Annotated in this window: 10 protein-coding genes and 1 pseudogene; 3 read left to right on the top strand and 8 right to left on the bottom strand. The window is 61.9% G+C overall.

Annotated elements, in window-relative coordinates:
• Positions 1-12 precede the first annotated feature (12 nt).
• Complete coding sequence (gene pabB, locus PALO_RS01100; protein ID WP_015582100.1) at positions 13-2091, top strand: aminodeoxychorismate synthase component I; 2079 nt, start codon at positions 13-15, stop codon at positions 2089-2091.
• Between the two features lie 118 nt (positions 2092-2209).
• Here pabB and purL read toward each other — a convergent pair whose 3' ends face one another.
• Entirely contained in the window at positions 2210-4468 is a 2259-nt protein-coding gene (gene purL / locus PALO_RS01095; protein WP_015582099.1) for a phosphoribosylformylglycinamidine synthase subunit PurL, read from the bottom strand.
• A gap of 139 nt (positions 4469-4607) precedes the next feature.
• On the opposite strand from purL, the gene PALO_RS01090 reads away from it, so the two are divergent.
• On the top strand, positions 4608-5906 hold the full coding sequence (locus tag PALO_RS01090; RefSeq protein ID WP_041710190.1) for an MFS transporter: 1299 nt from the start codon (positions 4608-4610) through the stop codon (positions 5904-5906).
• Between the two features lie 33 nt (positions 5907-5939).
• On the opposite strand, the gene pepN is transcribed toward PALO_RS01090, so the two are convergent.
• The 5 genes from pepN to PALO_RS12725 all read right to left on the bottom strand — a co-directional run bounded on the left by pepN (position 5940) and on the right by PALO_RS12725 (position 12157).
• Positions 5940-8498, bottom strand: coding sequence for an aminopeptidase N (pepN, locus tag PALO_RS01085; protein WP_187290329.1), 2559 nt, complete (start codon positions 8496-8498; stop codon positions 5940-5942).
• Positions 8499-8637: 139 nt separating this feature from the next.
• Positions 8638-9075 carry a hypothetical protein gene (locus PALO_RS01080; protein ID WP_015582096.1) on the bottom strand — a complete coding sequence of 146 codons (438 nt, stop codon included), beginning with the start codon at positions 9073-9075 and terminating at the stop codon, positions 8638-8640.
• Entirely contained in the window at positions 9072-9761 is a 690-nt protein-coding gene (locus PALO_RS01075) for a hypothetical protein (protein ID WP_015582095.1), read from the bottom strand. The genes PALO_RS01080 and PALO_RS01075 overlap by 4 nt, the downstream gene beginning before the upstream one ends.
• 13 nt (positions 9762-9774) lie before the next feature.
• On the bottom strand, positions 9775-11541 hold the full coding sequence (locus PALO_RS01070) for a glycoside hydrolase domain-containing protein (protein WP_238137873.1): 1767 nt from the start codon (positions 11539-11541) through the stop codon (positions 9775-9777).
• On the bottom strand, positions 11492-12157 hold the full coding sequence (locus PALO_RS12725) for a hypothetical protein (RefSeq protein ID WP_244834298.1): 666 nt from the start codon (positions 12155-12157) through the stop codon (positions 11492-11494). Before PALO_RS12725 ends, PALO_RS01070 begins: the two co-directional genes overlap by 50 nt.
• 749 nt (positions 12158-12906) lie before the next feature.
• On the opposite strand from PALO_RS12725, the pseudogene PALO_RS01065 reads away from it, so the two are divergent.
• Positions 12907-13766 (top strand): annotated as a pseudogene (locus PALO_RS01065) (FAD-dependent oxidoreductase).
• A 45-nt stretch (positions 13767-13811) separates the two neighbouring features.
• Here PALO_RS01065 and PALO_RS01060 read toward each other — a convergent pair.
• Positions 13812-15287, bottom strand: a complete 1476-nt coding sequence (locus tag PALO_RS01060; RefSeq protein ID WP_015582093.1) for an acid phosphatase — start codon at positions 15285-15287, stop codon at positions 13812-13814.
• Positions 15288-15369: 82 nt separating this feature from the next.
• Complete coding sequence (locus tag PALO_RS01055) at positions 15370-16083, bottom strand: C39 family peptidase (RefSeq protein ID WP_015582092.1); 714 nt, start codon at positions 16081-16083, stop codon at positions 15370-15372.
• Between the last annotated feature and the right edge of the window lie 111 nt (positions 16084-16194).

Below are 16194 nucleotides of genomic sequence, written 5' to 3'. Positions count from 1 at the left end.
CGAGGAGGGCCCGTGATCCTGCTGGTCGACAACCACGATTCCTTCACCTTCAACCTGGCACACCTGTTGGCCGAAGTCAGCGGGATCGAGCCAGTGGTGGTCCGCACTGAGGAGGTCGAGCGTGAAGGGATCCTCCGCCGACTGGCTGACGGCGAATTCGACCACGTGGTCATCGGGCCAGGACCTGGCACCCCGCACAACGACAAGGATTTCAAGATCGCCGGCCAGGTGATCGACGCCTCCAACAAACTCCCCCTGCTCGGAGTGTGCCTGGGCCACCAAGGCCTCGGGTTACGTCACGGTGCCCAGTTGCAGACCATTCGGCCCCATCACGGCATCGTCAGCCGAATTCATCACTCCAGGCGCGGAATCTTCGCCGGGTTACCGCAAGATTTCGAGGCGACTCGGTACCACTCGCTGTGCTTGACCACGTTGGGTGATCAGATCGTCGAACACGCTCGCGCTGAGGATGGCGCCATCATGGCGTTCAAGGTTGCCGACCGACCGCATTGGGGTGTGCAATTCCACCCAGAGTCGGTCATGACGCAGGTCGGTTGTCAGTTAGTGACAAACTTCCTGGCGATTGACAGCCAGCCGCGACGCAGCGAGGTGCACGAAAAACGCGAACCGCGCAACATCCAGTCACGAAAGCGTCCCCGAACTACGGCACGGTGGAAAATCCACCACCGCGGGGTCGAAATCGACCTCGACGAAGAAGCCACCTTCAGCCGCCTCGCTGGCGACGGTGACGCCCTCTGGTTGGACTCGGCCGCCACGCGTGGCGACACCGGCCGTTGGAGTGTCATGGGCACGGCGTTAGGTGCGGCGTCCGAACTGGTCAGTTACGACGTCGTCACAAACACATTGACGGCCAACGGGCGATCCCAGTCTGGAGATGTGCTGGACTTCTTGGAACGTCGTCTTGCAGATGGAGTATCACCGGGGGACCCGGAACTGGGCGCCATCCCATTCGCAGGTGGCTATGTCGGTTTCCTGGGCTATGAGTGCAAGGCGCTGACCTTGGGTCCGAATGCGCACTGCAGCGAACTGCCCGATGCCATGTGGCTGCGTCCGGCCAGCTGGATTGCATACGACCGCTACCGGCACCACGCTCACCTCCTGGCCTTGGACGACCGCGACACGCCAGACTGCAGTGAGGCCGCTGATCTGTTGGACGCACTAGCTGTGACACTGGTGGAGCGACCAGATGACAACGAAGGACCCACACCGGCAACCGTGCCCGTGGAAGGGGCGTGGCGACTCAGCCGAGGGGGCTACCAGGACCGTGTCACCGCAATCCAGCAGGCGCTGACGCGCGGTGACTCGTACGAGGCCTGTCTCACCGACACGTGGACCTCCCGGTGCGACGTGGACGGCTGGCAGTTGTACCGCGCACTGCGGCGTCGAAACCCAGCCCCTTACGGGGCGTATCTTCGGTTCACCAGCCCGCGTGTGGAGGTGTGCTCCTCATCCCCGGAACGGTTCCTGCAAGTACGCAACGGCATCGCCGAGTCCAAGCCGATCAAGGGGACGATGGCCCGCTGCGATGATCCGATGGAGGATGCCCAGAGAGTTGTCGATCTACAAACTGACGCGAAAAACCGCGCCGAGAACCTCATGATCGCTGATCTGGTGCGCAACGACCTGTCGCGCGTGTGCCGACCAGGCACGGTGGAGGTACCACGTCTGATGGCGATCGAGTCATATGCAACGGTGCACCAGATGGTGACCACGGTGCGCGGACGATTACGTGAGGACGTCGGATTGGTCGACGTACTGCGAGCGACCTTCCCTGGTGGATCGATGACCGGGGCACCGAAGGAACGGTCCGTGGAGATCCTGGACGCTCTGGAGGTCGGCGCCCGAGGGATCTATTCGGGAATCCTGGGATATCTCGGTTTCGATCGCACCGCCGACCTTAGCATCGTGATACGGACGGTAGTCCGAACGGGGTCGCGGGTAACGGTCGGTGCCGGCGGCGCAATCGTCGCAGCATCCCAGCCCGACGAGGAGTGGCGTGAGAAGAACCTCAAAGCGGCGGCGCCGTTGGCTGCGCTGATGGAGGCAGTGCACGACGTTCCACGAATCTGAAGGTGATCCAGCGACGTGCGCTTTTCGCACGGGAGGTGCGCCATGGCAACGAGAGAACCGTCAAACCTGCTCGATCACAGACTGTGCTGACGCTGTCGGCCGGGCCAGGAAATTCCCGTCACTCTCCCATGGCAGTCGGGATCGGCTTGCGCCAAGTGCGCTCGATCTCGTCGAGGGACAGGCTGAACAGCCCGTTGACCTCGAACTCGCCGTGATCGATGACCTCACCAATGCGAGCGACCGGTACACCGTTCTCCTGGCACAGCTCCTTGAACTCGCGGTAGTCGGCACCGGACAACGAGACGACAGCGCGAGCTGGGGACTCCGAGAAGAGCATCACCGAGGGCTCTCCCTCGGGCAGGGTGACGGAAACCCCGAGTCCGCTCAGCAGACAGCTCTCCACGAGAGCTTGGGCCAGGCCACCGTCGGACAGGTCGTGGGAGCTGGAGAGCAGACCGCGCTTCGCAGCCTCCACCATCACCGCGGCCAGGGACTTCTCGGCGTTGAGGTCGGGCATCGGGGGCATGCCCCCGAGGTGACCGGCGTGGATGACGTCGTCGTACACCGATCCGCCGAACTCGCACTTCGTGGTGCCGAGCAGCAGGAGGGCATCGCCATCGTGGGCGAAGGCCGAGGGGATGCGGGTACGAACGTCGTCAATGACACCGATGACGCCGACGAGCGGGGTGGGCCGGATGGACTCGTCACCGGTGCGGTTGTGCAGGGAGACGTTGCCGCCGGTGACCGGCACACCAAGCTCGCGGCAGCCGTCGACCAGACCGAGGATGGTCTCGTCGAACTGCCACATGACGTCTGGGTCGTACGGGGATCCGTAGTTGAGGCAGTCGGTGACGGCCACCGGGGTCGCGCCGCTGACGGCGACGTTGCGGTAGGCCTCGCACAGAGCCAGCTGGGCACCCAGGTATGGGTTGAGGGTGGTCTGACGACCATTGGCGTCCAGGGACAGCGCGATGCCGAGGTTGGTCTCCTCATCGACGCGGATCATGCCGGCATCGTGGGGCTGGGCCAGCACCGTGTTGCCACGCACGAAGCGGTCGTACTGGTCGGTTATCCAGGAGCGGTCGCACAGGTGAGGAGAACCGACCAGAGCCAGCAGAGCACCTGCCAGGCCCTCTCCTGAGTTGTCGCGCAGAAGGTTGTTGGCGTCATTCCCGTTGAGCTCGTCGATCCACCACGGGCGAGCCGCGGGCATGTCGAGGACCGGACCGTCGTGGGCGACGGTGCGCGGATCGACGTCGACGATCCGCTCGCCGTGCCAGTCGATGTGAAGACGGCCGGTGTCGGTGACCTCGCCGATGACGGTGGCGGCCACTCCCCAGTGCTCGCAGATCTCCATGAACTTGTCGAGCTGGTCCGGACGCACGACGGCGGCCATCCGCTCCTGGGACTCGCTCATGAGGATCTCCTCGGGAGCGAGGCTGGGGTCGCGCAACGGGACGCGGTCGAGCTCGACGTGCATGCCACCATCGCCGGCGCTGGCCAGCTCCGAGGTGGCGCACGAGATACCGGCCGCACCGAAGTCCTGCAGGGCCTCGACGACGCCGGCATTGAACAGGTCGAGGGTGCACTCGATGAGCAGCTTCTCCATGAAGGGGTCGCCCACCTGGACGCTGGGCCGCTTGGACTCCCCCTCGGCGGCGAAGGACTCGGAAGCCAGGATCGACGCACCACCGATGCCGTCACCACCCGTCGCGGCACCGAAGAGGATGACGAGGTTTCCCACACCGGAGGCCTTGGCGAACTGTAGGTCCTCGTGACGCAGCACTCCGACGCACAGCGCGTTGACCAGCGGGTTGCCGTAGTAGGTGGGGTCGAAGAGGGTCTGACCGCCGATCGTCGGCAGGCCGAGGCAGTTTCCGTAGTCGGCGATGCCGGAAACGACGCCGGGCAGTACTCGGGCCGTGTCGGGACGGTCCAAGGGACCGAAGGCCAGGGCATTCATGACGCCGACCGGGCGAGCACCCATGGCCATGATGTCGCGAACGATGCCGCCGACTCCTGTGGCTGCGCCCTGATGGGGCTCGACATAGGACGGGTGGTTGTGGGACTCCGCCTTGAACGTGACGGCCAGTCCGTTGCCGATGTCGACGACGCCGGCGTTGTCACCGATGCCTGCCAGCAGCGGGCCGAGCGGCGTGCGCTGGGGCAGGTCGCCGAAGCGTCGTAGGTACTTCTTGGACGACTTGTACGAGCAGTGCTCCGACCACATCACCGAGTACATGGCGAGCTCGCCGCCGGTCGGGCGGCGTCCCAGGATCTCCCGGATGCGCTGGTACTCGTCGGCGGACAACCCCAACTCGGCCCAGGGCTGTTCGACGTCGGGGGTGCTGACGGCGTTCTCAACTGTGTCTGCCACAGGACAAATCTAGCCGTTGGACGGCGTCATTGCCGCCCCGACCACGTATTGCCGACTCACTCAGCGCGATGTGGGGGCGGAACGTCTTACCATGAGCCACGTGAGTACCACCCCATCGAACCCTCGTCGTCGCGTTGCCATGACATGGGTGGTGTGGATGACCGCGGTCCTCGCATACGGGTTTGCCGTCATGCAGCGAACCTCTCTGGGCGTCATGGGGCTGACGGCAGCCGACCATTTCAACGCCCCGGCGTCCGTCGTCGCCACCTTCATGGTGCTCCAGCTCGCGGTCTACGCCGTTCTGCAGATTCCGGCCGGTGTGGCGGTCGATCGGTTGGGGTCGCGAGTCGTCATCACTGCCGGATCAGTTTTCATGGCCGTGGGACAGGTTGTCATGGCCCTGGCCGGGAACGTGGGAGGAGCCATGCTCGCCCGCATCCTGGTGGGATGCGGCGACGCCTTCATCTTCGGCGCTGCGGTGCGTCTGGTGCCTGCCTGGTTCCCGACTCGTCAGATCCCGCTGGTGACTCAGCTCACTGGCCTGTTGGGCCAGTTCGGACAGGTTGTCTCGGCCGTCGGCCTGGTGGCCATGGTGGAGACCAGCGGGTGGCGCCCGACCTATTTTCTCGCCGCTTCCGGAGCCGTGCTCACTGCGGTGCTGGCTGCCCTTCTCATTCGTGACGCTCCTCCCGGAGTCGAGCCGGAACGCACCGACGCCAACCTCAAGCAACTCCCCCACCAGGTCGTCGAGGTCGTCAAGCATCCCTCGACGAGGCTGGCCTTCTGGGCCCACATGTCGTCGAACTTCGCCGGCATCGTCTTCTCGCTGATGTGGGGGATGCCCTACCTCACCCACGCCGAGGGCCGATCGACGGCCACTGCCTCGACCCTCATGACGGTGTACGTCATCGCCAATGCCATCGCCGGACCAACGGCGGGCATCCTGACCAGCCGACACCCCATTCGTCGTGGCACCCTCATCGAGGCCATGATCGCCGCCTCCACGGTGGCGTGGCTGATCGTCCTCGTGTGGCCAGGGCCCGCCCCGCTGTGGATGCTCTTCCTCCTCGTCATCTGCCTGGGCATCTCTCTGCCTGGCGGAAACGTCGGCTTCGACGTGGCTCGCACCTTCCAGCCCGGAAACCGGTTGGCCACCGCGACCGGTGTAGCGATTACGGGCGGCTTCTTCTTCGGTCTGCTGGAGATCGAGATCATCGGTCTGCTTCTCGACGTGCTGTGTCCCGGGGGGCGCTACACCCTCAATGGCTTCCGATGGGCCATGTCCACCCAGCTCATCTTCTTCGCCATCGGTCTCATCGGCCTGGAGGTCAACCAACGGCGTCTGTACCGGATCATGATCGACAACGGCGTGACGGTGCCGACGTGGCGGGAGGCACTGGTACGCCAGTGGCGGGTCGTCAAGCAACGTCGCCGCTGAACAACCCGCCACTATCAGGCGCGATGGAGCTCCTCACTCAGATGTTGTAATCGTGTTGTAATCGCGGGCCGTCTCCGCACGAGTGGCCGCGTCTCGACGCTCCTTGACCATCCGCGTCAGGCCACCCGAGGCGGATGGGTGGTTCGCCAACCAACGATCGGCGTCCTCGGCGACGTCACCATCCGGGAAGAGTCCGATGACCAGACGCTGGGCCATCTCGATCGGGAACTCCTGCCAGATCTGTTCGAGGTCGTCGAAGTAGGAGCTGTTGAGGCCCGCAAAGGTCTCGGCTCCCAGCGGGGTGCGCAGACCGTCGAGGAGGGCCAGGCAGTGCTCGTTGGACAGCTCGCCGGGGGTGCGCAGGCGTCGGTAGGCATCCTGCTTGGCAGCATCGTCGGGACGGGCCGTCATGGCGGCCATGTGATGGGCGACGCCGGTCTTGGTGCGATCACGCTCCAGCTCGGCGTCGAGGTCCTCGACGCTCGCCTGGCCAAGGGCAGCCAGGGCCATCCATGCCTGCCACCTCAACTCAGGATCGACGACCAGATCCGTGACGTTGCCGTCGAGAAGTCCGCGGACCTGATCAGCCGACTCGGGGTCGGCTGCCGACAGAGCCAGGGCGTGGCGGGCCCAGATGCGCTGCAAGTCGCTGCCGGGCTCGGACTCGTCAAGTCCCTGCCATGCTCGAGCGGCCTCGACTCGACGCGCGCTGTCGCGAGCGGAATCAGGCAGGTAGTTCTCGACCGCCATCCGCAGCTGCTGCAGCACTGTGGTGAGGATGGCCGGTTCAGTCTCCTTGGGGCCGTGCAGGGCGACGGCGTCAAGGTAATCCTGAACCTTGAGCTTGGCGTCGCGAACCGCATTCCACAGCATCGACCAGACCAGCGCGCGGACCAGCGGGTTCGACAGGCCGGACAGGTGGGCCAGCACCGTCTTCGTCCCGGTGGCCCCCAGACGCACCTTGGCGTAGGTGAGGTCGTCATCGTTGATGAGGATGAGATCCGGGGCAGGCTTGCCGACGGCCTCGCGCACCGGAGTACGCGGCGAGGACACGGTCACATCAACGAGGTCAGTGCGCACCAAGTCGTTTCCCTGCAGGGAGTACAGGCCGACGCGCAGGGTGTGCGGACGATTGACGTCTCGGCCGGTACGCACGTCGATGGAGTCACGCACCACGGCGAGCTCCTGGACGACCCCGTCACGAACGGTGAGTTCCGGCAGCAGGACGTCAGGTCCGGTGGTCTTGAGCCAGGCATTCACCCAGGAGCTCAGGTCTCGACCGCATGCCTTCTCGAGGTGACGGATGAGATCGTCGAGAGTGGCTGAGGAGAAGGCCAGTTCACGGAAGTAGTGGCGTGCCGCGCTGAAGAACTTCTCGACGCCGACGTGGGCGACGAGCTGCTTGAGCACCGACGCACCCTTGGCGTAGGTGATGCCGTCGAAGTTCTGACGGGCGGCCTCCAGATCGACGATGTCGGCGACGATCGGGTGCGTCGTCGACTGCTGGTCGGCGGTGTAGGCCCAGGCCTTGCGACCGACGGCGAAGTTCGTCCAGGCCTCGCGGTACTCGGTGGCGTTGACCGAGGCATGGGCTCCCATGTACTCGGCGAACGACTCCTTGAGCCACAGGTCGTCCCACCACTTGGGGGTGACGAGGTCTCCGAACCACATGTGAGCCATCTCGTGGAGGATGGTGTTCGTCCGACCGGCAAGCTCGGAGCGAGTGGCCGGGCCGCGGTGGATGTAGTTCTCGGTGAAGGTCACGAGGCCCGGATTCTCCATGGCGCCGAGGTTGTACTCGGGCACGAAGATCTGGTCGTACTTGCCCCACGGGTAGGGGTAGCCGAAGGCGTCGTGGTAGAAGGCCAGGCCCTGCTTGGTGATCTTGAAGATCTCCTCATGGTCCACGTACTCGGACAAGGATGCGCGAGCGAGAATGCCCAGTGGGATGGACTCCGAGCCGTCGCGGGAGTGCCATTCGTCCTCGAATCGGACGTACGGGCCAGCGGCGATGGCGGTGAGGTAGGTCGACATCCTCGGGGTGAGGGCGAAGTCGTGCAGGATGCCGCCTTCCTCCTCGCGGGTGTCCTCATGGACCTGGTTGGAGATGACGCGCCATCCCTGCGGTGCGAGGACGTCGAAGTCGACGTGGGCCTTGAGGTCGGGCTGCTCGAAGACCGTGTACATACGTCGGGAATCAGCGGCCTCGAAGTGGGTGTAGAGGTACACCTTGCCGTCGGCCGGGTCGACAAAGCGGTGCAGACCCTGGCCGGTGTGTTGATAGGGCAGCTTGGCGGTGACGACGACGAGATTCTTGCGGTGGGTGCGCAGTCCGTGCAGCTGAATACGGGAGCCGTCGTATTCCGGATCGACCTCCTCGTCATTGACGATCACCGACTCGATCTCGGCGTCGAGCAGGTCCAGGAAGGTGTCGGACTCCTCGGAGGAGAAACGTAACCTGGTGCTGGAGGTGAAGTGGGTGGCCCCATCAGCGTCGGCGCCACGCACGTCAACGCGGACGTGGTACCTCTCGACCTTGATGATCTCAGACCGGTGACGGGCTTCCTCGCGGGTCAAATTCGTCGAACTCACACCACCAGAGTATGGCAGTGGCGCGTGCCATGAGCATCCAAACCGAGCAGTTCCTCCGGATGAAGCTGCACCTCGAACCGATCAGGGTGTCTCATGTCCGCTGTTGACGGGTACGAGCCGGCGGGCAAGGGCAGCCGTGTCAGGGTAGGTCATCCAGCGATTCCTTTGGACAATCGACCTGCTGGACGGTCACCCCATGGGCCACGTCATACACCCGACACGCAACCGAGGATGCCGATTTTCCCGCGTCAGGTGGCAGCAGGGAGCCAGACCTCATATGCCTATACAGGTCGACACGAAACCGAGTCCCCCGACGCCAACGCACCACCCAATGGCCGCCAATAGAGATGTCTGTCGGCATGGTCTCGCTGAACCATGTCTGCGCGGCGTCCGCACGCGCAGTAGGAGAGATGAGCCCCCGTGAACCCAGCTCCTTGCGCAGCGCATCGGGCACGGCATAGTCGGCGCATTTCGCGGCATCCTCATCCGTCTCAGACTGGATCGTGCTGCAACCCGCCACACCGAAACAGAGCAACACGCACGAAGTCATGACGGCCACGAACCGAGGACCCCTCATCGGCGCCCCTTCAGTTCTCGCACAGCAGCCGCACGCCGCTCAGGTAAGTAAGCATTTATGGTACCAGCGCCTCCTGAAGCATCCACGTGATCGACCATGTCGAAATGGCTCTGCAACCGTCCCACCTCGGGTGAAGTCGGCCCCTTCGCGAGGTAGATCAAGGACTGGTCAGGCACCTTGAGATGTCCACCCCAGGCCAGGACCCCTCGAGACTCAGCAACGATATCCTCCAGCACAACGATCTCATCGGGGAAAAGATCACCCGTTGACCCGTAGGGAAGAAAGCTCTCACGAAACAGGAAGGCCGTCCCGGACAGAAGGTTGGAGCGTTGCGGTGAGGCAACATTCCGATCATGCTGGAGCCCTGCCACGTCACCGGGACGCAATGAGACAAGTTCGTAGTTGATGCGCCTCAAAGCGTGCAGTAGCACGACCGACGGTGCACCGGTCGTCAGAGTCACGTCGATCCCTGCACCCTCGACCGTCTGCGCAGCAGCAGCGGCACCGATCGGCCAGTCGTTGACGCTGCGCATCCCAGACCATCGTTGCGCGCGGGAAGGCTGGATGGGCGATGCCGGGACCTGTGGCAGGGCAAAGGCTTCGGGTGCCAGAGCGACCGCTAGTCCACTTGCGGCCATACCACCCAGCAGGGCACGACGGGGAATCTTGTGGGAATTGCGTGTCATCGCCGCGCTCCTTTCACGCGCTTTCCGCCAGCTGGCTGACAATTTTGGCGAAACCTTCAAAAAATGGGGACAATTTCTCCGACGGCAGTACTTCCGGCAACAGAGCTTTATCTCTAATCTGCATCTCCACCGCTGCTACTTGCAATTTGTGTAGGACGGAATCGGATGAATCGAAAAACATAGCCCGAGCCGATTTCTCAACAGAATCGGACGACGAGTTGAACCGCAGTTGGTAGAAGTCGCGGAAGCGGGTCGTGATTGCCTGGCCAGTCACGTATTCTCTCAGCACTGTCTTGAAGGGCCTACCGGCCCGGATTGCCCGACCCAGAAGATATCCATCCACATCTTCGATCATGTCCGAGAAACCGAAGGACGACTCGACGCCGCGATGAGCAAGCCGATCCATACAGAACGCATAGCCCGATGCATAACTCCTCTCATTGTTCATCCAGTCAGCGTAGAAGGTCGAGAGATCACCACCCCAGCCCCCGAAATCGCCTCGGTTCGCATTTTTCTCGTCGCCCCAGCCCATAAGCATGACGGCGTTGGCAGTCGCGGCGAGATGATCCATTGATACGGTCTCATTGTAAATAGGATCCGTGAACGTGATCAGAGGCCAGTGGAATTCGCTCGTAGCTGCCGCAAGCCAGTCCTCATCGGGAGCCCCGAGCAAGACTCTCCAACCTCTGTAGAGACGGGTGTACTTCGGGTGTCGAAGGAACTCCAGCACCCGTTTGTTGATAAGGGCGACGTCACTGGTGCCCCCACCGAATTTCGCCGCCATGTCATGGACCTGGTCAACTTTAGCCAAGGTGTCCTCCAACTTTGACGGTGTATGCCCACCCACTCCATCCGGGCCAATCCCCGGATCAATTTTCGTACGGTGCACATCGCGGTCCAAATCAATTTCCTTGTCCAAGTCAGCAGAGTAGCGGATCTCCTGGATCTGGTTAAATGACCAATTGTATGGGAGGGGGAATCCGAGATTACCGGAGTAGCCCCACGACATCCCCGAGACGAAGGAGCTGACCGTGTAGGTCTGCTCTGACACGCGCGAGCAGACATTGCGGCAACCGTAGACGCCGGCGCGATAGGCATGGCCTCGGCTAGCCAAGGCCGCCTGAACTCCCCGAAAATAGGGGATAATGTTGCTGTCAATCTCAGGATCGGTCGCGTCGTAGTCCACCGCGAAGTAGACAATGGCACCTGGGTTGAAACCGTAGTGGACCATACGGTCATGTGCCTTGTTCCCGTGCTCCCACCCAGAGTCGAAAGAGAAATCGATCAGCCGGCGTGAATTGTATTGCCAAATGGGGAACATCCTCATGTTACCAGCGAAGATGGCCTGGAGTTCACCATCTTTAAGTCTCTTGTCTAATTTGCCGCCTGGGGGTTCATCAAGATACCGACCTACCACCGTATAACCCGATTTGACTAGCGAATGCGCAAGCGACTCAGTGATTGTGAATCGCGTATCACATGCATGAGCCGTGCGATTTGGGTCGCCCGTAGATACCAGTAATTGACACCAAGTAGCGTAGTCCACGTGATTAGTAACGGGTAGCAGGCTGAACGCCTGAAATGCCCGGATGTACGATGCCAACTTGTCATCGAACTCATGCTTGAACACCGTATGAACCATGCTGCCTCTACCGCTTGGGACAGCACCGTTGAAGACGCAGGCCGCAGACAGCAACTCAACAAGAACGCCACTATCACCGGGCTTCAAACTATGGGCTGCCAACTGCCGTTGGGTCGCCGGCCCGAAATTCCCATTCACCGAGGCGTCCGCTATCCCAAAAATCAGACTGGAGGGCCTTCATTAGTAATTTCTGAACGTCACGTGAATAATGTCCCTCCGTAGGGATAAGCGTTGCAAAACTACGCCGCCAATAACGGCCATTCAACCACTGCTGGATCTTACGAACTTCCGGATCACCTCCGGCGACTAGGACGTAAGCATCCATTGTGAGCAAGGCCTTGAACAGTTTAGCATTCAGTCTATCCTGCTTCCCAATACCCATGTTGTCGGTCATGGCGTACAAGGAACCCGCCACTGCATCCTGCTGCGGCCCAAGGGGAGGTGAGCTCTTCCAAATCCCATCGAAATTCCCGCCGGGATAGCCCTTGCAGTAGAAGGCGCACTTGATGATATTGACGATGTTCTTGTTCCGCTCGCCTGGCCCGACACCACCACGGGCATCCACCTTGGACATCGTGGTCGGACCGAACGCATGCGACAGTTTCTGGATTCCCAACTCGTGCTGCAAGCCTTCGGTAAGCGAGTACATCGTCGCCCAGTTCGTCTTGCCGTTCTCGGGGCACCGCTCATACCCTGCAACCCCCGAGTAGGTCGTGTTGACCCACCTCTGGGCATCCAGCACCCGCTCGTCCATACATACCCTATCTGTGCTAGCCGTAGGCTACCTAATTTTAATTATTACGATCTTCATGTTTCTAAACCAACCCTCGAACACGGATAGAATACAAACACGCCCTCGTAAATCAGAGTATAGCATCTTTGCCCAGATACGAAGCTAAGATCCCCCATAGTCGAAGCCCTTCCAGACAACTGCGGGATCAAAATCGTCATGGTTACTCGGAACCGAGGATCACCTCGATCCCCGGGGGCACCCGCGATCGCGCGACGCACCGCCATCAACAGGGTACTATCCAGGGCGAGCGTGTCTTGATCGACGACCTCGCCCAGTTCGAGGGCATAAGCGTGATCGGTGTCAATGAATATTGCATGAAGAACACATCATCGTGGACATCACGCCTACCCGACATAGCCTCGCATCATTCTACTGGTCCTTAGCCGTGTGCCTTCACACAATACCGTAGTCAGGCCGGTAATCACAACGGCAACAAGCCAGCCGTGATCATCGACCAAAAGGGACTCACTAAGCCTCACCCAAGCATGAGTCGAACTTGAGCAAGCCGAGTGCCCTGCTGAACCAGCTCACAAAGCATCGTCGGCGCTTTGATGAACCACCGGTCACCAATCGCGTATATACGAAAGGGCAAACCATTAAGAGTCCACGGCCGATGTTCTGTCATCGGATGGGGCAAGGCCTGCAAAACGATCGCCGGACGTCTGGCGGCGGAGGAACGCAAAGACGCCCTCGTCGAGAGATCAGCACAGATGTACGGGGGCAGCTGCATCAACGACGCGTGCGTACCCACCAAGGACCTCATCGACTCGGCATCCAAGCGGGACAGCGCGACCCCATCTCCTACTTCACCTCAGCCGTCGCCGACCGAGACGCCCTCATCGCCGCATTGAACCGCGCCAACCATGCCATGCTGAAAGGCAAAGTACTCCTCCTTGAGGGGGGGTGGCCAGCTTCACCGAGCCTCACGGTGTGAAGGTGTCTGGTGGCAGCTAGCAGATCCCCCGCCACCGAGGACCTCCATCTTGAGGCCGCCGGAGTGGCAACCGACGAGCGCGGTTACATCACCGTCGACGACCAACTACGCACCAATGTCGATGGGGTCTACGCAGTCGGTGACGTCAATGGCGGCCCACAGTTCACCTACGTCTCCCTCGACGACAACCGGGTGCTGTGGGACACCCTTCACGACGGGCCGCGTCGTCGCAATGATCGGGTAGCCGTCCCGACGACGACCTTCCTCGACCCGCCGCTGTCCCAGGTGGGCATGACGATGCGTCAAGCCCGACAATCCGGCCTCAACGTCCTCGTGGCCACCAAGGACGTCGCCACGATCGCTGCCATGCCACGCCCCAAGATCGTCGGACAAACTGAGGGCCTCATCCGAGTTCTCGTCAATGCCGACGACCACACCATCCTGGGAGCGACCCTGTGGTGCATTGATTCGCAGGAACTGGTCAACCTCGTCGGTCTGGCCATGCGGCTGGGAGCCCGCTACGAGACGCTGCGTGACGGCATCTGGACCCACCCGTCGTCGACCGAGGCCTTCAATGAAGTGCTCGGAGTCCTCGAGCCTCTCACCAAAGAAATGATCGAAGTCCAGTCATTTTGACCTTGACTACTCAGTCAAAATGACTGGACTTCGATCGGTTCGACCTCAGGAGGCCTGGGGAGCCGAGACGACCTCAGGTTTGAGGTTTCCGGTCTCGACCTTGACGACGCGACCGGCCTTGTCAACGGTCACCTTGGCACTCATGGCTGCGGCCAGATTGATGCGCTGCCACCCACCCGAGGAGGAGTCGAGGGCATACCCGGCATCGATTTCGGTGGCGGCCAGCACCTGACGGCGCTGGGCATCGGAGAGGGTCGGGAAAGTAGTGTCCAACAGGTTCTCGGCACCAGCCGGGACGACCGGAACGGTAGTGGCGGGGGCCGGGCCACCATAGGCAGAAGCCTTGTAGAAACCGTAGGTCATGCGGGCGCGATAGGCCTTAAGGGCCGAGGCGCGATCGACCACCGGCGTCGTGGACACCGAGTCGGTGAAGGTGTTGTAGTAGCCCTTCTTGTCGTTGGCACCCACGTTTTCGATGCATGCCTGCACAGTGTCGCCATGGCCGTCGGCCTCACAACGGCCAGTGAGGTATGCCGTAAGCTCGGTGCGAGCGGCCTTGAGGGAGGCAACGTACAACCTATTCGCGGTCAGCGCAGCGGACACGTTGCTGTGACCCTCGATTCGCCCACCCATGATGTCCATCGGGTAGTGCACGCCGAGCACGGCGCGATTGTTGCCGGCCTCGGACGCGCGGGTGAGGATCTCCGGACCCAGCTCGGGCAAGATCTCGGCCATCGCCAAACCATAGGCATAGGCAGCAGTGGTGTGGCCCGACGGGAAAGCCTGGCTGACGGTCAGATTGGTGCCCGAGGCCCCGTCCATCAGGTCGTAGCCAGCAGTAAGGAGGGCCCGTCCACCCCTCCTGTGATTCACGTCGATCCGGCTTGGTACCCGCGCAATGGCAAGGCTTTTCTTAAGGCCACGCAAATTGTTCGGATTCCCGGAATCGGCAAAGCTGCGATCAGCAAGGTAGGGGCGCGGGTAATTGAAGTACTTCTTGGCAGGCCCGGTACCCTTCTTCGTCACTTCCTGGAACCCTGTCGACCACAGAAACCGGGCAACGTGGGTGAGGCTGCAGGAGCGAACATTCGCCGGGGTGCACTGGGCGAGCCCCTCGGCAACGTACTTACTGAGCACCGGGCCGAGGGAATCGTTATCTTCTTGCAACGGATCCGTGAACATCGTCGCATCGCGTAGGGCACGCCACTGTTGGGATCTGCCCTGTCGGTCAGCGGCTTGGTTCGCCTCGTCAACCCCGGCCTTGTTGAGCTGCTCAACGCCCTCGTCGTTGCGAGCCAAGATCTTCGAGCCTTGCGGGGTGACGTCACCACGAAAGGCAGTGTCGAAGTTATGCTTGTCGAACGGTTTGGGGGTCCAGTAGCGGTTGTACTCGCTCAAAAGGGCGACGTGCGGATCTGCGGATTCATCGGGTTGGGCCGCCTGGGCGGGACTCACCCCCACACTGCTGACAAGGGCCGTCGCGCAGGCAAGACCCAGGACAGAGGTACGAAGAGCTTTCACCGGATAACTCCTGACGCGGTACATGGCCGTAACGGCTGCAACGAATAGACGGCACAAAAGTTAGAAATCCTGATATGTCGTATCAGGCGCTGTATCCCTTCGGAGGAATGAGCGTGGCCATCTGATCGAAGCTCAGCTTGTAGGTCGGTGTACCGGCAAATCCAGCCGGATCAGCAACCAACACCTCCCGGGTGTCAGGGTTGTAACCGACGATCGTCAGGTAGTGGTAGATCGTGTCACTCGGATAGCCCGGCGGATGATTGTTGGCTGGGGCGACGATGTTGGCGACGATGGCGTAGCCCTTGTCGATGTCCGTCGTGATGTCGTGCCACAACAGATCCTTCTGATCCTGGGTCGGCGGATCATTGGGCATGTACTTGTTCTCGTACCACTGCGGATTGAGGTGGTTGTTGAGCACGCTCGTCACCAGCGAGATGTCGTTGGTGCCGTTCTCGGTGGTTCCGAGCTCGTTGGCCATCTGCTGCTGACTGACATTGACGCCACGAGCTGACAGCGCGATCCGGGTCGAGGCCGGGCCACACCACCAACTGGTGGCCTGGTACTCGAAGTTGATATTGACGGTATGAAATCCGTGCGCGGCGGCATCGGCAATCTGGCCGTTGGCGACATCAGCGGCAGATGCTTGGGCCTGGACGGAAGCGACCTTGGCCACCTGAGGCTGGTTGGCTGGTTGCGAGCCAGCCTGGGCCGTCACCGCAGCGGGGCCAGCCCCGACCGCGAGCACCGCCAGACCGATGACGGCACCGCGCCGTAGCCTGTTGATCGTGGAGATCATAAGATCTTCCCTTCACTTGTGATGTGTCACAGGAGCGGTTTTCGGCGGGGTTCTCCAGCCGAACAGTCGTCACCGAGGGGGCGCCAACCGGTCGCCCCCTCGGTGACGCCG

Source organism: Cutibacterium avidum 44067 (assembly GCF_000367205.1).
GTDB lineage: Bacteria > Actinomycetota > Actinomycetes > Propionibacteriales > Propionibacteriaceae > Cutibacterium > Cutibacterium avidum.
This window is presented reverse-complemented; position numbering and strand designations above follow the sequence as displayed.